15 protein-coding genes and 3 tRNA genes are annotated in these 18,763 nt (G+C 39.1%); 9 read left to right on the top strand and 9 right to left on the bottom strand.

Features of this window, described 5'->3' with window-relative positions:
* Positions 1-438: 438 nt before the first annotated feature.
* A complete protein-coding gene (locus tag AC2INI_RS11490; RefSeq protein ID WP_122033646.1) occupies positions 439-690 on the top strand; it encodes a DUF1127 domain-containing protein in 252 nt (83 codons plus the stop codon).
* A gap of 73 nt (positions 691-763) precedes the next feature.
* Here the strand turns inward: AC2INI_RS11490 and can are convergent, their stop codons facing one another.
* Positions 764-1,423, bottom strand: coding sequence for a carbonate dehydratase (gene can, locus AC2INI_RS11485; RefSeq protein ID WP_162922495.1), 660 nt, complete (start codon positions 1,421-1,423; stop codon positions 764-766).
* Between the two features lie 291 nt (positions 1,424-1,714).
* Here can and AC2INI_RS11480 point away from each other — a divergent pair, with 291 nt between their 5' ends.
* From AC2INI_RS11480 to AC2INI_RS11470, 3 genes are all read left to right on the top strand, one after another.
* On the top strand, positions 1,715-3,370 hold the full coding sequence (locus tag AC2INI_RS11480; protein ID WP_122033644.1) for a SulP family inorganic anion transporter: 1,656 nt from the start codon (positions 1,715-1,717) through the stop codon (positions 3,368-3,370).
* 151 nt (positions 3,371-3,521) lie between these two features.
* Entirely contained in the window at positions 3,522-4,439 is a 918-nt protein-coding gene (locus AC2INI_RS11475) for an ABC transporter ATP-binding protein (RefSeq protein WP_486304876.1), read from the top strand.
* Positions 4,439-5,209 (top strand): ABC transporter permease, encoded by a 771-nt coding sequence (locus AC2INI_RS11470; protein ID WP_061005759.1) that lies wholly within the window; start codon positions 4,439-4,441, stop codon positions 5,207-5,209. The genes AC2INI_RS11475 and AC2INI_RS11470 overlap by 1 nt, the downstream gene beginning before the upstream one ends.
* Before the next feature lie 73 nt (positions 5,210-5,282).
* Here the strand turns inward: AC2INI_RS11470 and panC are convergent, their stop codons facing one another.
* From panC to sfsA, 7 genes are all read right to left on the bottom strand, one after another.
* Positions 5,283-6,164 carry a pantoate--beta-alanine ligase gene (gene panC, locus AC2INI_RS11465; RefSeq protein ID WP_486304875.1) on the bottom strand — a complete coding sequence of 294 codons (882 nt, stop codon included), beginning with the start codon at positions 6,162-6,164 and terminating at the stop codon, positions 5,283-5,285.
* A 9-nt stretch (positions 6,165-6,173) separates the two neighbouring features.
* Positions 6,174-6,968: a 3-methyl-2-oxobutanoate hydroxymethyltransferase gene (gene panB, locus AC2INI_RS11460; protein WP_045101221.1), complete on the bottom strand. Its 795-nt coding sequence runs from the start codon at positions 6,966-6,968 to the stop codon at positions 6,174-6,176.
* 22 nt (positions 6,969-6,990) lie between these two features.
* Positions 6,991-7,476, bottom strand: coding sequence for a 2-amino-4-hydroxy-6-hydroxymethyldihydropteridine diphosphokinase (gene folK, locus AC2INI_RS11455; protein ID WP_486304874.1), 486 nt, complete (start codon positions 7,474-7,476; stop codon positions 6,991-6,993).
* The gene (pcnB, locus tag AC2INI_RS11450) at positions 7,473-8,879 is read right to left on the bottom strand and encodes a polynucleotide adenylyltransferase PcnB (RefSeq protein WP_371413435.1); all 1,407 of its coding nucleotides are present in this window, start codon (positions 8,877-8,879) and stop codon (positions 7,473-7,475) included. Before pcnB ends, folK begins: the two co-directional genes overlap by 4 nt.
* 50 nt (positions 8,880-8,929) lie before the next feature.
* Positions 8,930-9,823 (bottom strand): tRNA glutamyl-Q(34) synthetase GluQRS, encoded by an 894-nt coding sequence (gene gluQRS / locus AC2INI_RS11445; RefSeq protein WP_486304873.1) that lies wholly within the window; start codon positions 9,821-9,823, stop codon positions 8,930-8,932.
* A gap of 64 nt (positions 9,824-9,887) precedes the next feature.
* Entirely contained in the window at positions 9,888-10,337 is a 450-nt protein-coding gene (dksA, locus tag AC2INI_RS11440) for an RNA polymerase-binding protein DksA (protein WP_122033641.1), read from the bottom strand.
* Between the two features lie 162 nt (positions 10,338-10,499).
* Entirely contained in the window at positions 10,500-11,207 is a 708-nt protein-coding gene (gene sfsA / locus AC2INI_RS11435; RefSeq protein WP_486304872.1) for a DNA/RNA nuclease SfsA, read from the bottom strand.
* A 59-nt stretch (positions 11,208-11,266) separates the two neighbouring features.
* On the opposite strand from sfsA, the gene hrpB reads away from it, so the two are divergent.
* From hrpB to AC2INI_RS11410, 5 genes are all read left to right on the top strand, one after another.
* On the top strand, positions 11,267-13,732 hold the full coding sequence (gene hrpB, locus AC2INI_RS11430) for an ATP-dependent helicase HrpB (RefSeq protein ID WP_486304871.1): 2,466 nt from the start codon (positions 11,267-11,269) through the stop codon (positions 13,730-13,732).
* A 24-nt stretch (positions 13,733-13,756) separates the two neighbouring features.
* Positions 13,757-16,132: a penicillin-binding protein 1B gene (gene mrcB / locus AC2INI_RS11425; RefSeq protein ID WP_486304870.1), complete on the top strand. Its 2,376-nt coding sequence runs from the start codon at positions 13,757-13,759 to the stop codon at positions 16,130-16,132.
* Between the two features lie 200 nt (positions 16,133-16,332).
* Positions 16,333-16,408 (top strand) — tRNA-Phe (locus AC2INI_RS11420).
* Between the two features lie 55 nt (positions 16,409-16,463).
* A tRNA-Thr gene (locus AC2INI_RS11415) sits at positions 16,464-16,539 on the top strand.
* 30 nt (positions 16,540-16,569) lie between these two features.
* Positions 16,570-16,645: transfer RNA gene (locus AC2INI_RS11410), tRNA-Asn, on the top strand.
* 200 nt (positions 16,646-16,845) lie between these two features.
* Here AC2INI_RS11410 and AC2INI_RS11405 read toward each other — a convergent pair.
* Complete coding sequence (locus tag AC2INI_RS11405; RefSeq protein ID WP_486304869.1) at positions 16,846-18,471, bottom strand: methyl-accepting chemotaxis protein; 1,626 nt, start codon at positions 18,469-18,471, stop codon at positions 16,846-16,848.
* Positions 18,472-18,763: the final 292 nt, after the last annotated feature.

The raw sequence follows: 18,763 nt of genomic DNA, 5'->3' as shown, positions 1-18,763 counted from the left end.
CGGCTTTTTTATTATTGTTATATCTATCACTTATGTAATATAGCTTAAAGTTCGGTGTTATATTATAAATCTAATATTTCTACGTAGTGTATGGCGATCTAGTTCGAGTGTTACTGGGTTTTTATTTTGTTTTTTTTATGTTGCATATTTGTGCTTGATTATTAACCTGTAGTGGTTACAATTTAACCGTAAATAAATTTTACAACTTACCCATTTAAAGAATTAATTTTAAGTTTTAGGAGGTCAACATGACAGTTATTCATTCATACAAAATGTGTTGCGCCACCACTATGTCGTTTACACCCATTAACGATCGAAACGATTAATTAATTCGTAACCTTCTTTGGCTGCGAATATTGCGGCTACCTAAGAAGGGAACTTCCTATCTTTATACTATTAGTCGCTCTATTTCTCAGCTTAATCTATTGGAGAAATATTATGCGTCATTCACTATATCTACGTTTAGCTACTTTATTAATTAAAGCCGATTTTGCTCGAGAAGAGCGCGAATGGAAGCGGAAAGTACGTAAAGTTCAGTATGAGATCCCATGGGGAAATGAATATCTACTTAAAGATATTGGTTTGCATATTGATGGTCGAACAATCAGTGATCTTGAGGTTCCGGCAATCAAGACTGAACGCCAAATTCGTCATCTTCGTCGACTCGTCCGTTTGAGAATAGCAACGTAATATTAAGCCAGAGAAAGTAGAGGTGAATTTTTCTCTGGCTATATTTTTATAATAAAGGGGTGTTATTGCCCTTTTATTTTTCACCAGTAGTCTGTGTTATAACAGACATTGCGGCTTGATATGAGATCTCTAATGATTCTCGGCTGTGGCCTTTAACACCAAGATTATTTAAAACACCATCACCCATACCATAAACAACGCCGTGAACTTGAACGTCTTGTCCTCGCTCCCACGCGGTTTGCATTACGGTTGAATTACCTACGTTATATACTTGTTCTGCGACATTGATTTCACATAATTTATCGCCCCATTTCTCACGAGGTAAACTACCAAATACAGTACGATGCTTTAGGTATAAATCACGAATGTGCAGCAGCCAGTTATTGATTAACCCTAATGGGGGGTTATCAATGGCAGCATTTACACCACCACAACCGTAATGGCCGCAAACGATGATATGTTTGATTTTTAATACGTCGACGGCATATTGTAATACGGATAAGCAATTTAAGTCGGTATGAATAACTTGATTGGCGACATTACGGTGAACAAATAATTCGCCTGAATGAAGCCCTGTTAAACGTTCAGCAGGAACTCGACTGTCAGAGCAACCAATCCATAAAAACCCAGGATTTTGCCCTTCCTCAAGCTGAGAAAAGTATTCAGGGCGTCCCGCTTTAATTGATTTTGCCCATTTAGAATTGTTTTCAAAAAGCTCTTTAATTTCTGGCATTTTAAATTTTTCATCCCTTAAATGCATAAGAAGGTAGGGTATTCCCTAAACTTCTTTCTGTTAAAAACGTCAACAGGTCTATTTACTATACACAATGTTACAATTTCAATCTGCTAAAAATTAGCGTTAAAAGTACTCATCTGACGAGTAGATGCTTTTAAAAGTAGGATTTGAAACATGAACTAGATAGATAAGACATAAGCAGAAGTGATTAGTTCTAATTAACTGTTATGAGAGAAGAATAACATTTGTTAAATTAATGAAGTCAATGTGTATAGCAAGGAGCTAACGGTGTTTGGGCAACGATTTGAAAACATAAATTTAAAAGGTGATCTTTTTGGTGGGGTAACAACAGCCATCATATCACTACCCTTAGCATTAGCCTTTGGTGTTGCTTCGGGAGCAGGGGCAGAAGCGGGTCTTTGGGGAGCTATCATGGTAGGGCTGTTCGCTTCCCTATTTGGTGGTTCTTCAACACTTATCTCTGAGCCTACCGGGCCAATGACGGTCATTATGACCGCGGTCTTAACGAGTATGGTTGCTAAATACCCTGAGACTGGAATTGCAATGACCTTTACCGTTGTGATGATGGCCGGAGCTTTTCAAATTCTATTGGGTACATTAAAACTAGGTAAATACATTACCTTAATGCCTTACAGTGTTATTTCAGGCTTTATGTCTGGGATTGGCGTTATTCTTATTATCTTGCAGCTCTCACCTTTACTGGGCCATGCTGCACCATCTGGGGGCGTAATAGGCACGCTCAGCGCCTTACCTGATACGTTGAGTAACCTAGATATTAAAGAACTATTTCTGGGCTTACTGACTCTGGCTGTTCTGTTTCTTTTTCCCCAACATTATCGTAAATATGTGCCAGCGCAATTAGTTGCTTTAGTGGCGGTAACCCTCATTTCTGTCATCATTTTTGATATGGACTCTATTCGCCGGATTGGAGAGATCCCCGCAGGTTTACCTTCTATCGTTATTCCTACGATTAATAGCGATATGTTTATGACAATGGTAATCGACGCATTGGTACTAGGTACATTAGGTTGTATTGATACACTATTAACAGCGGTTATCGGAGATTCCTTAACACGTAAAGAGCATGACTCAGACAAAGAGCTTAGAGGCCAAGGGTTGGCAAATATGATCTCGGGTCTATTTGGTGCGCTACCTGGTGCGGGTGCCACTATGGGAACGGTAACGAATATTCAAGTGGGGGCGCGATCGCCTTTGTCTGGTGTGTTTAGAGCTGCAGTATTAGCTCTAGTGGTATTAGTCGCTGGAGGACTGACAGAACCTATCCCTATGGCGGTACTTGCCGGTATTGCTGTTTATGTTGGTTTTAATATTCTTGATTGGAGTTTTATTCAACGCGCGCATAAAGTGAGCGTTCAGGGCATGGCCATTATGTATGGCGTAATGTTATTGACTGTGTTTGTTGATCTAATTGTCGCGGTTGGTCTTGGTGTCTTTATTTCAAATATCATTATTATTGAACGTTTAAGTCGTGAGCAAGCTCGCCAAGTCAAAGCGATTAGTGATGCTGATGAAGATGACGTGCCTCTTACTGAGAGTGAAAGAGGTTTGTTGGATAAAGCGAATGGAAAAGTGTTGTTCTTCTACTTATCTGGCCCAATGATCTTCAGTGTCTCAAAAGCGATCTCTCGTCAGCATACAAGTATTTCTGATTATGAAGTGATGATTCTAGATTTAACCGATGTCCCTATGATTGATGTCACGGTAGGATTAGCGTTAGAGAATGCGATTAATGATGCATTGGATGCCAATTGTAAAGTGTATTTACTGTGCCCAAATAAGCAAACAAGAGAGCAACTAGAGAAGTTTCATGTGACGGACTTAGTTCCTGATGAGAATACGTTTAAATTTCGTTATGAGGCACTTAAGTCTGCGATTAAATACGTTTCGCCTAGTGAAGAGTAACTCATTAATTCAATAGGTATAAGTTAAGCCGCAGAGTGACAAACTCTGCGGTTTTTTATTGGCTTACTGTTTTTCAAATTTGCTTTAATCGTCATTCAACGATAAGCTAGTTGTTATTAATAGATGCTTAATCTAGGTGCTGGGTAAATATATGTACGCATTAGAAATAGAACAATTAAGAAAAACCTATGCTGGGGGCTTTGAAGCTCTAAAGGGCGTAGATTTAACGGTTGAACAAGGTGATTTTTATGCCTTGTTAGGACCAAATGGAGCGGGTAAATCAACGACGATTGGCGTTATCAGTTCACTTGTGAATAAAACCTCTGGCCGAGTTAAGGTGTTTGGTTATGATATCGATACTCACCTGGTTCAAGCAAAGCAACAGATTGGATTAGTACCTCAAGAGTTTAATTTTAATCCATTTGAAACCGTGCAGCAGATAGTTATCCAACAAGCTGGTTATTACGGTGTATCTCGAACTCTTGCTAAAGAACGAGCTAAAAAATACTTATCGCAGCTTGATCTTTGGGGTAAGAAAGATGAGCGAGCACGTAATTTATCTGGTGGCATGAAACGTCGTTTAATGATTGCTCGCGCATTAATGCATGAGCCAAAGCTATTAATTCTTGATGAACCAACCGCCGGTGTTGATATTGAACTGCGTCGTTCTATGTGGGAATTTTTAAAGCAGATCAACGAACAAGGCGTCACTATTATTCTTACTACGCATTATCTTGAAGAAGCAGAAATGCTATGTCGGAATATCGGTATTATTAATAAAGGTGAAGTCATTGAAAATACCTCAATGAAACTGCTGCTTAATAAACTTCAAGTAGAGACCTTTATTTTAGATTTAGCGGAAGGTAGTCCTATTCCTCAACTGGAAGGCGCGAAAGTGACAAGCAGTAAAGAAGGCTCTATAGAGGTTGAAATCGATAAATCTCAAGGATTAAATTATCTTTTTGAGCAACTAAATCATCAAGGCGTTAACGTACTTTCTATGAGAAATAAAGCGAATAGATTAGAAGAGCTATTTGTCAGTATCGTCCGTAGTGGAGAAGCTAAATAATGATGAACTTATATTGGACGGCATTTAAAAGCCTTATATCTAAAGAGATAAATCGATTTACTCGTATTTGGGTACAAACCCTAGTACCACCTGCGATCACAATGACTCTTTATTTTATTATTTTTGGTAACTTGATTGGTTCTCGCATTGGGGAAATGAGTGGCTTTAGCTATATGGAATATATTGTTCCAGGCTTGATCATGATGTCTGTTATCACTAACTCTTATTCTAATGTCGCGTCTTCATTCTTTAGTGCCAAGTTTCAAAAAAATATAGAAGAGCTATTAGTTGCTCCTGTGCCTAACTACATCATTATTGCTGGTTTTGTTGGTGGTGGTGTTGTTCGTGGTTTATTAGTGGGTGCTTTGGTTACTTGTGTATCTCTATTTTTTGTTGATATTCAAATAGCCCATCTTGGTGTCATTATGCTAACAGTATTAATGACATCGATTGTGTTCTCTTTAGGTGGATTAATTAACGCGGTGTTCGCGAGAACATTTGATGACATTAGTATTATCCCTACCTTTATTTTAACGCCATTAACGTATTTAGGTGGCGTGTTTTACTCGATTAATTTATTGCCTGAATTCTGGCAAGGGGTTTCTAAGCTAAACCCAATCGTTTATATGGTAAACGCATTCCGTTATGGCTTTTTAGGAGTGTCAGATGTAGGAATTGGAACCGCTTTTGCTGTGTTATCTATTTTCATTCTTGCTTTATATGCTATTGCTTTGCGTTTAATCTCAAAGGGAACCGGCTTAAGAAGCTAAAGTAGAACTCTTAAAAAAAGGGCTGATGATTCATAATCATCAGCCCTTTTTTAATATGGTAGTAGAATCAGAATTATTCTTCTGTCTCTTCTTCGCTTGCTGCAATATGAAGTTCAACAACCAAGTTATCAATTAATCGTACCTGACCAAGAAAGGCCGCCATTAAGATTACAGCTTGAGTTGTTTCTTCTGTTGGTTCTTGAAGCGTTCTTGCATCACGAATGAAGATTTCATCAGGTTGCAAATCAGCCGCACGCAACTGGTCACTAGCATCTTCAATTAACGATTCATAATCAGTACGTCCGCCACGCATTTGGCTGCTGATCCAGCGCATTGTACGCGCTAGAACGGGAGCTCGCTGACGTTCATTTAATGTTAGAAGATTATTACGTGAGCTCATTGCTAAGCTATCAGCTTCACGTACTGTAGCAACGCCTACAATCTCAATGTCTAATGCCATATCAATCACCATCTGGCGGATAAGAGCAAGCTGTTGAAAATCTTTCTCACCAAAACAAGCCACATCAGGCTGAACGATGTTGAACAGTTTGTTTACTACCGTAGAGACACCTTTAAAGTGTCCAGGGCGTGACGCGCCTTCTAAGATAGTTGAAATAACAGGAACATCGACAACAGTCTGCTTATCTAATCCTTCTGGATACATAATTTCAGGTGTTGGAGTGAAAACTAAATCTACTTTTTCAACAGTTAGCTTTTCAATATCTTCATCAATAGTGCGAGGGTAGTTGTTTAGGTCATCATTATTATTGAATTGCATAGGATTAACAAAAATACTAGCAACAACAATATCAGCGTGTTCACGTGCAGTGCGAACAAGCGTAAGGTGACCTTCATGTAAGTTACCCATGGTAGGCACAAAAGCAATACGTTTGCCTTCGCGTTTCCAAGTCTTAATTTGTTCACGTAATGGTAGAATATCAGCAAAAATGTCCATTACGGGCCCTTAATTAAATGTATGTTCAGCTGCTGGGAATACCCCTTGCTCAACATCTTGAATATATTTAGTGACAGCAGTACGCATGTCGCCAGTTTCAGCTAAGAAGTTCTTAGAGAATTTAGGCATGTAGTTTGCAGAGATACCGAACATGTCGTGCATAACTAAGATTTGACCGTCAGTGCTATTACCTGCACCAATACCAATTACCGGAACGGTACATGCTTTAGTGATACGTTCAGCAAGAGAGGCTGGAACACATTCTAGTAAAATAATTTGAGCGCCAGCTTTTTCAAGCGTTAGGGCATCTTTTACCATTTGGTCTGCTTTTTCTTGATCACGACCTTGGATTTTAAAACCACCAAAAATATTAACTGATTGAGGTGTTAAACCAAGATGTGCACAAACAGGTACAGCGCGTTCAGCAAGGATACTAATTGTTTCTGCTATCCATTCACCGCCTTCAATTTTTACCATGTTAGCGCCAGCTTGCATTAATTTAGCAGCGTTCTCACAGGCTTGTTGAGGGGTTGCATAGCTCATAAATGGCATATCAGCCATCACTAAACTATTTGGGCTCCCTGCACGAACACAGCGAGTATGGTAAGCGATCTCTTCGGTTGTTACAGGTAAGGTGTCATTTTTACCTTGTAAAACCATACCTAATGAATCACCAACAAGTAAAACAGGCATTTCTTGCTGTTCAAATAGTTGAGAGAAGCTAGCATCATAAGCGGTTACTGTTGCAAACTTACGACCTTCTTGCTTCCATTTCATTAAGTCATTAATAGAGATTTTTTTCATAAAACATCCTTACTAAAAGCGATTACGCTTGCCAGATAGTTAAGCCATTTCTATCTACTTTTGTGAGTAGTTGAGAAAGTGTTGTGCCATCAGGAAAGGTAAAATCGTTATAAATTTCTGAGAGCGGATATAGAACAAATTCACGTTCTTTCATGCCGTAATGAGGCACTGTTAATCGCTCATTGTCGATCACTTGATCGCCAAATAAAATAATATCGAGGTCTAGGGTTCTTGGTCCCCAACGTTCATCTTTACGCACACGACCTTGCTCAAGCTCAATTTTTTGAGTGAGGTCAAGTAGGTCTAATGGTTCAAGGTTAGTTTCAATTTCAACAATCGCATTAATATAATCAGGTTGATCTTGAGGACCCATTGGAGAGCTACTGTAAAGTGATGAAATTGCAGTCACTTTACAGTCAGGCAGGTGATGGAGTGCTTCAATAGCAACATTAGCCTGTTCCACTGGGTTGCCTAGATTACTCCCAATCGCAATAATTACTTTGATCATGAGTCGTTATTTGTGCGTTTTTTCTTACGATATGGGCTACGACGTTTGCGTGTCCCTGTAGAGCGACCACCGTGTAGAGCTTGGATCATATTATTACGATGTGGTGCCGGTGCATCTTGAAATTCTGTCCACCAGTCTGCAAGTGCTTTTGTTTCGCCACCTTCTACCGCTCCGCGCATTTCAAGGAAATCATAGGCTGCACGGAATTTTTGTTGGTCAATAAGAACAAATGCTCTTTTGCCATTGCGACGAGGTAAGCGCAATTGAAGCTGCCAAACATCACGAATTGTCGCGGTTAGTCGGCGTGGAATTGCAGTACTTTTCACTTGGATATCAAGAATTATATTAGACGCTTCCATGATGGATTCGTAATGATCATACTTTGGATTTTCATCTTGAATTTCTTGCGCTTTAACCGTTAATGGGTACCAAAGCATTGCAGCAAACATGAAGGCTGGATTAACTCGTTTACCACTATTAATACGTTTATCTGTTGAGCGTAATACTAATTCGATCATCTGTTCTGTTGAACTATTTCCTTCTTCTGTTAAGTAAGGAGTTAGTGCAGGAAACAGTTGCTGAAATAAATTAAATTTACGCAGCATGTAATAAGTATCGAGCCCTTTGCCTGCTTGCAATAATTTTAATGATTCTTCAAATAAGCGAGCGGCAGGAATATCTTGTAATAAAGAAGACAACTCAACCATAGGTTCTGCTGTTTTATCACAAATAGTCATGTCTAATTTGGCTGCGAAACGAACTGCTCGAAGCATACGAACAGGATCTTCGCGATAACGAGTTTCAGGATCACCAATTAAACGAACAATCTTATTGTTTAAGTCTTCAATACCGTTGGCGTAATCGTGGATTGAATAATCGGCAATATTGTAATACATCGCATTAATCGTAAAGTCACGGCGTTGAGCATCTTCTTCAACAGTCCCGTAGACATTATCACGTAACAGCATGCCTTCTTTTGACTGAGCTGAGATATTTTTCTTCTCAGATTTATCATCATCTTCTTCTTTGTGGTGACCACGAAAAGTAGCGACTTCAATGACATCTCTGCCAAATAGAATGTGAGCAAGACGGAATCTTCGGCCAATCAATCGACAGTTTCTAAATAGTTTTTTGATCTGCTCTGGTGTTGCGTTGGTTGCGATATCGAAATCTTTAGGTTCTTGACCTAGAAGAATGTCGCGCACACCTCCACCTACGAGATAGGCGTCGTATCCAGCATTACTTAAACGGTAAAGAACTTTTAGCGCATTATCGCTTAGGTCTTTACGTGAAATATTATGTTCTTGGCGTGTGATTACGTTCAGTTTCAAATCCTCTGTAGAGCAAATATCACTGTTGTTTTTGAGTAAATTACGACAAAAACGGGCAACTTGATTAAAGATAATGACCTCGATATTCAAGTGAGCAGTCAAAAATAGGCGTGCATCATAGCTTAAATTGTGGGTTTTGAGAATGGGGTAGTGATCTCGAGCCCAGTTGGAAGCTGTTTTAGTTGCCAATTTTTGATTGCCCATTGAAGAATTTCATTCAATGTTACGGTTTCTATGTCCCTTGGTAAAACAAAACCTAAAAACTTCAAGGCTTCAAGCAGCGTTGGTATTGGGTTTGAGTTATCAATAGCTGGCGCATAGTTTTGTTTGGATAATTTGTTTCCTAACTCATCAACAGCAAGTGGTAAATGAAGATAACTGACTTCTCTTGCATTTAGTTGACGATAAAGTGATATTTGACGCCCCGTCGGTTCTATTAAATCAGCGCCACGGACCACCTCAGTAATGCCTTGGTCAATATCATCCAATACAACGGCAAGGTTATAGGCAAATAAGCCATCTCGACGTTTTATAATAAAGTCTTCTTGAGCAAGCTGCGTTGGTATGTGAATCGTCCCATGCTTTATATCATAAAATGATTCAACAGGGTGCTGCATAACTAAACGTACAGAAGCATTTTTTTCTGAAAGGTGTTTATGTTTACAATGGCCTAAGTAAAACCCACCATCTTCTTTGATTTGTTTACGAGTACATTGACAAAAATACGCATCACCCTTATCAACCCATTGGTTAATTTGAGACTGATAAATATCATGACGTTGGCTTTGGTAAACAATGTCATGATCCCATTCAAAGCCATAAGCTTCTAAGGTTTGGATGATTAAGGAAGAGGCTCCAGCGATTTCTCGTGGTGGATCTAAATCTTCAATACGAACCAACCATTTACCTTGCTGTGATTTCGCTTGCAGGTAACTACCTAAAGCGGCAACAAGAGAGCCAAAATGCAATGGGCCTGATGGGGATGGTGCAAAGCGACCTATGTATTGAGTAGTCATCGTATATCACTGTATAAACGTAAAAAAGGGAGCCAGTGCTCCCTTTTTATTATTTTGATTGGTATTAGCCAGCCATTTGCTTTTCTTTGATTTCTGCAAGTGTTTTACAGTCAATACAAAGGTCAGCGGTTGGGCGCGCTTCTAGGCGACGAATACCGATTTCAACACCACAAGAATCACAGAATCCGAAATCTTCGTCTTCAATTTTGTTTAGTGTTTTCTCAATTTTTTTAATTAGACGGCGTTCACGATCACGATTACGCAGTTCTAAACTAAATTCTTCTTCTTGAGCTGCGCGATCTACTGGATCTGGGAAGTTCGCAGCTTCGTCTTTCATGTGATTTACTGTGCGTTCAACTTCGTCCCTAAGTTGATTACGCCAAGCTTCTAGAATCTTAGTAAAGTGTTCAACTTGAGCTTGGCCCATGTACTCTTCACCAGTTTTTTCCTGGTAAGGTTCAACACCAGCGATAGCTAGAATACCTAGCGTTCTTTTTGTATTGCTCTCAGGCATTACAGCTTCTCCTAAACGTCTTTGACTCTCACTAGCCAATGAGGGCGCTATCTATAACAGAAAGAAAAGGGGCAATCAAATATTGAATACACCAATTGAGATCTAGTAGCAAGAACGTAGCACTTTTCTTAAAAAGAATGTAATGATTGCTTATTAAAGCAACTAAATACTAAAAGGTAGCTTACGTACGATCTTCATCTCTTTTGGTGACATCTCTGCTTGGTAACAGAGAACCGTAACCCCACTTTCAATCGCATCTATTAATAAAGAATTATATTGTTGGTCTATATGGTGTGCGATTGATACTTTTTCAATACCTGAATGTAAAACAGCGAAAAATAAAACGGATTTTTTTCCATTTAGTGCCATTTCATTCAGTTCTCGTAGGTGTTTTTGTCCTCGAGTGGTCACTGCGTCAGGAAAATAACCCTGACCTTCCTTATCTAATAAAGTAACGCTCTTTACTTCAATATAGCAGTCAGGTAGAGATTCTTCACTAAGTAGAATATCAATACGACTGTTTTCTGAACCATATTTCACTTCTGTTTTGAGTGTGTTGTACTCATTCAACTCATCAATCTGCTTATTGTTAATCGCTTCCACGACCAATTGATTTGCTCGAATGGTATTAACGCATATTGTATGAGCATTTTCTGTGACGCTAAGCTCCCAACTATTAGGGTATTTACGCTTTAGGTTACTGGATGTTGAAAAAAACACCGTGTTGCCAGTGTCAGCGCAACCAGTCATTGCTCCGGTATTTGCGCAATGGATAGTTCGTTCGCTGTTATCTGGTAATTTGATGTCAGTTAAAAAGCGTTTATAGCGTTTTATTAATATTCCAGATTCTAATTCAGGTTCAAATTTCATTTAACTACTGTTTTTTTGTACAATGGTTTAATTCGAGATAATGCCACAAGGCGAACCCATTGTCACAGTTACCGATTGAAAGAGTGATCCCATCACTGATTGATAAATTACAACGCTATTCTCAGCTTATTTTAAAAGCATCGACTGGGGCAGGTAAGTCAACTCACCTGCCTTTAATGCTATTAAAAGAGAAGGTGATTGACGGCAAAATTATCATGCTAGAACCAAGACGATTGGCGGCTCGAAATATTGCGAGCTATCTTGCATCTCAATTGGGAGAAAAGGTGGGAGGGCAAGTTGGCTTTCGGATCAAAGGTGAGACTAAAGTTAGCGCTCAAACACGATTAGAAATTGTCACTGAAGGGGTTATGACTCGAATGATCCAATCTGATCCTGAACTGACAGGGATTGGGTTACTCATTTTTGATGAATATCATGAGCGAAGTATTCATGCCGATACCTCATTAGCTTTTGCTTTAGAAGTACAAGAAGCGCTAAGAGATGATCTTAAGTTGTTGGTGATGTCGGCTACATTAGATCAGACGGCATTACAAAATTTACTTCCTAATGCAGCATATGTTGAATCTGATGGACGAATGTTCCCGGTGACGACGTTTTATAGCCCTCTTAAAACAAACCAACGAATCGTTGAGGCGACTGAACAAGCAATTCGTAGAGCGCTATTAAATGAAACTGGCTCGATGCTTGTGTTTTTATCGGGAGTGGGTGAAATAAAGCAACTTGAAGAGCGATTAAAGGATTTATCATCAGACGTAATAGTTGCCCCTTTATATGGACAACTTGATGCGAAAAAGCAGCAACACGCGTTGCAGCCTGCATTGAAGGGAACACGAAAAATTGTATTAGCGACCAATGTAGCTGAGACCAGTTTAACGATTGAAGGTATTCGAATTGTCATTGATAGTGGTTATGAGCAAAAAGCCACGTTTGATGCCAAAACGGGCATTACGAAATTAGAAAAAAAGCGGATTGCACAATCTTCAGCGGAACAGAGAAAAGGCCGTGCTGGGCGTTTAGAACCGGGAGTCTGTATTCGTTTATACAGTGAGTCTCAGTATCAGCAACAAGCCGCTGTTCAAACACCAGAGATAGAATCATCAGATCTTTCATCCTTAGTTTTGGAATTGGTAAAATGGGGAGTGACGGATCCTAAATCTCTTCAATGGTTAACTCCACCGCCTAATGCAAATATTCAACAAGCTCGTACCCTATTATCACAGCTAGGGCTTATTGATAAGCATGCTCAGCTTTCTGTCGTCGGTGAGAAATCACAACAATTGGCCATAGAACCTCGTCTTGCTACGGTGCTATTGCAAGCGAGTACCCAATCAGCGGCACACTTACAGACTGCGTTATATGCACTACCAATAATAGAAGAAGCTGCGAAATCAGTTTCATCGAAAGATCTTAGTCACCATCTTTCGTTATTTCTTGAGGGTCGATACCCAAAACAGAATTATTATCAACAAAGAGTTCAGCGTTTAGCCTATTTGCTTTCGGTAAAATTAGATAAAGCGTTGGCTTCGGTTGAGCTTATTGGTGAAGTATTAGCTGCAGGTTTTCCAGATAGATTAGCAATGGCAAAAGGCGCATTAGGTCAGTTTCAATTAGCTAATGGTCATGGTGTGCAAGTTGATGAAGTTGAATTGATAGCACAAAGTGATTGTTTGGTCGTGGTGGATTTATTAAAAGGCAGTCAAAATCGCAGCTACGTTTTTCTTGCAGCACCGTTATCTAAAGCATCTTTAATGAATGTTTCATCTCATTTGATAACAGAAAAAGAGCACGTAGATTGGGATGAAAAATTGGGCAGAATGCTTGCCGAGAAACGAACCTATTTAGGAAAGATTATTCTTCACAAAGAGCGGATGAGTTCACCTGATCCTGACAAAATATCGTTAGCATTGATTAGTATGCTCAAGCGCAAAGGGATGATGGTTTTAGATTGGAATAAAGAAGTGCAAGCTTTGCATTCTCGTCTTATTTGTTGTGAAGAGTGGCTACCAGATGTAGGTCTTCCTCCTATGCAGGAGGTGCAATTACTTGAGTGTGCAGAACTGTGGTTATTGCCATTTATGAACGGCATCAAAAATGATAAACAACTTAAGAACCTCAATATTATTGATGCATTAGAGGCCTATGTTGGTTGGGATAAAATGAAACGTATTAATGAATATTTACCTACTCATTATTTATTACCGACAGGGACAAAAGCAAAGATCCGTTATGGGTTACAGTCTGAACCAAAGATTTCTATTAGAATGCAAGAGGTGTATGGCGAAGCTCAAACTCCGTTATTGGCTCAAGGAAAAAAGAAGTTGGTGATGGAATTGCTATCTCCAGCACAAAGACCACTACAAACCACCAGTGATTTAGCGGGCTTTTGGCAAGGTTCGTATAAAGAAGTACAAAAAGAAATGAAAGGGCGTTATCCAAAGCATATTTGGCCTGATGATCCTGCAACTCATCAAGCGACTAAAAAAACAAAACGTCACTTTAATTAATTCTCTAACTAAAAAAGATCTCTCATGGCTGAAAAGAAAAAAGCACCAGCAAAGGCTGCGCCTAAAAAGGCGACCGCAAAGAAGAAAGCGCCAACAAAAAGAAAATCAGTGAGTAAGAAAAAAGTACAAACGCCACGTCCTTTTTGGAAAGGGTTAATGATACTAGGTTTTAAATTAAGCCTTGTTATGCTTGCTATCTTACTTATCGCGGGCATCTATTTAGATACAGTGGTTAAGAAGCGTTTTGATGGTCAGCTGTTTAGCTTGCCAACGGTTGTCTATAGCCGAGTATTGACGCTATCGCCTGGGCAGAATATTAGCTTACAAACCGTAACGAGAGAGTTAGATTTATTAAAATATCAGAAAGTGCGTCAACCTCAGCGATCTGGAGAGTATTCGTCATCGTCGACAAAAATTGAATTAATCCGTCGCCCATTTGAGTTTCAGCAAGGACCAGAACCAGATCGTCATGTGATGTTGTACTTTAACTCTGATGGCTTACAAAAAATTGAGAACAGAACAGTGAAAAAACAAATGGGCTTTTTACAAATTGAACCTCAATTTTTAGGTATGTTGGATGCTGATGACGATCAACAACGTCTATTTTTACGTAGAGAGCAATTTCCAGAAGTCATGGTTGATGCACTATTAGCGACAGAAGATAGAGACTTTTATCAACATGATGGCGTTTCACCTTTAGCGATTGCTCGTGCGGTTGTAGTGAATGCAAAAGCAGGAAGAACAGTTCAAGGCGGGAGTACATTAACTCAGCAATTGGCGAAAAACCTATTCCTGTCTCGTGAGAGAACGTTATGGCGTAAAATTCGAGAAGCGTATATTGCTCTGATTTTAGATTATCGTTATAGCAAAGACAGAATATTAGAAGCTTATCTAAATGAAGTCTATCTAGGACAAACGGGTGGAGAGGCTATTCATGGTTTTGGATTGGCTGCTCAGGTCTATTTCGGACGTCCAATTGAAGAGTTACGGATCGATCAATTAGCTATGTTAGTCGGTATGGTGAAGGGACCATCGTATTACAATCCTATGCGTTTTCCTGATCGTGTAAAAGATCGTCGTGATTTGGTATTACGCTTAATGATGCAAGAGGAAATACTTTCTCCTCGCCAATATGATATGGCAGCGAGTCGTCCATTGGATGTTAAAAAGCGTGCAAGTATTTCCACCAGGCAACCTGCTTATTTTCAGCAGCTAAAGTGGGAGTTAAAAGAGAAGGCGGGAGAGGCTTATCAAAGAGGTGAAGGATTACGAGTATTCACGACACTTGATCCGTTATCGCAGCAAAAAGCAGAAAAAGCCATTGAGCGAACAGTGCCTCAGTTAGAGAAACGAGCAGGTAAAGGATTAGAGTCTGCTATGGTGATCGTGGATCGCCAAAGTGGTGAAATTCGAGCGATGATCGGTGGCAGTAGAACTGGATTTGATGGATTTAATAGGGCAATTAATGCGAAGCGCCCAATTGGGTCTTTAGTTAAACCTGCTATTTATTTATCTGCATTGGAAAATCCAGAAAAATATTCATTAGCCACAACATTAGATGATAAACCAATTTCATTAAAAGGCAGTAAAGGAACAACGTGGACACCTAGAAATTACGATCGTAAATTTAGAGGTCAGGTTCCTTTGTACTATGCGCTTTCTCGTTCATTAAATGTGCCAACGGTGAATTTAGGTTTAATGGTTGGTCTGAGTAAAGTCAGTGATACTTTAGTTCAGTTGGGTGTTGATGCTCAGGAGATTAATCAGGTTCCATCAATGTTACTGGGGTCTATTAGTTTATCGCCATATCAAGTGGCTCAAATGTATCAAACATTAGGTAATGGCGGACGTAAGTCACCTTTAACTGCGTTAAAAGCCGTTGTAAATACAGACGGGGAATTACTGTATGAAAATTTCCCTCGCTCGTCACGTGTGGTTCCTGAGCAAGCGACGTGGCTGACGATTTATGGAATGAAAAAAACGGTAAGTGAAGGAACGGCTAGATTTTTGAATAGTAAATACAGTTGGGCTGCCTTAGCCGGTAAAACAGGAACCAGTAATGATTCTCGAGACAGTTGGTATGCCGGTATTGATGGCAGAGAGGTTGCGATCACTTGGCTTGGTCGGGATGATAATAAACCGATGAAATTAACAGGCTCTAGTGGGGCGTTAAGAGTTTATGCTGATTATTTAAGTATGAGAACTCCAGAAGCCTATCAATTACCATGGCCTAATAAGATCACTACTGCTGGTTTTGATTTAGAAAGTAATAAAACACTAGAAACAGATTGTACTGGTAATGTGAAATTACCCATTTGGGATAAAAGCGGTCAATATAAAACTGAATGTGAGAAGAAAAATAGCCCTGCAGCTTGGCTAACTGATATTTTTGGGCTGTAAATAAGTACTTTCTATCATTAATGGCGATTAATAAGAATTAAGTAATTGCGAAAAAAAGTGATGTTTGGTGTTGTCTATCAATGTTTTGTTTGACGAAATGTCATAAAAATAAGCATTCAGTGTATATTTTCATCAAACAAACTTTTTTTTGTAATTATTAGTTGACCTTAATGCCGAAAAGCATTCTAATACACCTCGTTGCCCGGATAGCTCAGTCGGTAGAGCAGAGGATTGAAAATCCTCGTGTCGGTGGTTCGATTCCGCCTCCGGGCACCATATTAGATTGTTAGTGCTTAGTAAATTATTAACACGAGCAATAAAAAATTAGTGTGCCGACTTAGCTCAGTAGGTAGAGCAACTGACTTGTAATCAGTAGGTCACCAGTTCGACTCCGGTAGTCGGCACCATTAATTCTCCTAGTGAGACGCAACACCTGTTCCCTTTTAGTTCAGTTGGTAGAACGCCGGACTGTTAATCCGTATGTCGCTGGTTCAAGTCCAGCAAAGGGAGCCATACACGAAAGCCTCGTCAGAAATGACGAGGCTTTTTTCGTTTTGGTAATAATAAAATGATGCCCATCTTCATACATAAAAGTTATTTGAATAACCGGTTTGTCATCGCTATTTAGAAGCTACATTTGTTTAGCTATAAATATTTAGTTATAAAAAAAGCACACCAAGGAGGTGTGCTATTTATCATTCAATGTTGGTTAACTAGTTTTTCACTCGAAACTTGTTTAACCAAGTTTCTAAATCATCAGCTAATTCAGTTAGGGTATGAGTGCTTTCTTTACTCTCAGCAACAACATTTGCCAACTGTTGACCACTCTCTTCAATCATATTTACTCGTTGAGTGATATCTTCACTTACGTGTTTCTGTTCTTCAGAAGCACTGGCAATTTGATGACTCATACTTGATATCGATTCAAGAGCGGTAACGATTTGTTGTAGAGCATCGGACGCATTTTTAGATTCTGAAACGGTATTTTTACTTGTCTCAGCACAAATCACCATTGTTGAAATAGCGTTACGAGATCCTTCTTGTAAGTTAGATATCATTTGTTGTATTTCTTTAGTGCTGCCTTGAGTTCTTCCTGCTAGGTTACGTACTTCATCTGCTACAACAGCAAAACCACGTCCTTGCTCTCCTGCTCGAGCAGCTTCAATTGCGGCGTTTAAAGCAAGTAGGTTTGTTTGCTCTGCAATATCTCCAATGACATCAAGAACCTTAACGATACTATTAACATCACTATCTAGCTCGGCAACAGCGGTACTTGCTGTATTTAGTTGTTCAGCGAGTCCCTCGATATTATAAACAGTAGCATTGATGAGATCTTGAGTTCGAACACTTTGTTTGTCGGCTTCGTCTGTATTGATTGCGGTTTCTTGTGCTGACTCAGCAACATTGTTGGCTGATGACGCCATTTCAGTAATTGCCGTTGCTATCATTTCTGTTGATTGGTGTTGGTTCTCTGTTAGTTGGCTAACTGTACCTGCTCGTGAGTGCACATCTGATAGTTCTGATTTTAACGCTAACATCGATTGAGTTAGATGCTGAACTAGATCAGCTAATGAGATATTCATGGTTTGAACCGCTTGGTAAATACTGCCTTCAGGTGCTTTTGTTTCAAACTGAGTTACGATCTCACCAGCTGCAACCGTTTGAATTGCTGCATGGACATCACGAGGCTCTCCACCAAGTAATGAGATCATGCGTTTCATCGATATCATTAGGATACTGAAAATTAAACTAGCAATGATGAAGGCTAAACCAAATTGCCATTGAGCAGTTGCCCAAAAGCGGTCGTTCACTTCTGTTTCGCCAATACCTGTTCCGACAATCCAATTCCAGTCCTGAGTTTTTTCTGCGATAGAAAGTTTTTTATCAATGCTGCCATCAGGCATTTTTAAAGACCAAGTGTATTCTGCAATTCCTGTTGGATTTTTAGAAATGGCATTATCTAATATTTGACCAACACTTTTTCCTTCACTGTCTCGAAATTCATGGAAACTAGTTCCGTGAAGTTGAGGATCAAGAGGGGCGGCTAAAAACATTAAATTCTCATCTGCTACGTAAACGTATTCATTATCTTTATAAATGTTATTACGTAAGATAGTAATAGTAAGCTCTTTGGCTTTTGCTTCTTCAATCTTTCCTTGTTTAACCATTTCTTCCATATTGGTAATCAAGTTATAAGTGGTTTGAAAGATTTCAGTTACTCGCGCTTTATTATCAAGAGTGCTTGCTATACGTAATGTCCACAGCCCAGTAGCTGTCATTATAATTAATGAACATAAAATAATGGTAGCGAGAACATAAGATTGTGTTTTTAGCTTCATGCCAGTTTATCCTAAGAATAGTTGTAACTATGGTGTAATTTATCTATTGGCTAGACAATATATAAGATTAATAAATAAGTAACCAGTTAATGATTTTTCATTTATATAGCATTTGTATTTTTAATGAATGGATCTAAATCATCATTTAATTGGATTTTAGAATAGATAGACTTAGCTTTATTTAAGATGATTGAAAGGGTTTATTCATATAATGAGACATTTCCAGTAGTAAAGTGGGGGATAAATGTTCGATCTGATGCCTATTTGTGCATTTAAATGGATATTTAATAAT

The sequence above is a fragment of the Aliivibrio friggae genome, from assembly GCF_057368515.1.
The sequence above is the reverse complement of the archived record's forward strand: the minus strand, read 5'-3'. Positions and strand labels throughout refer to the sequence as shown.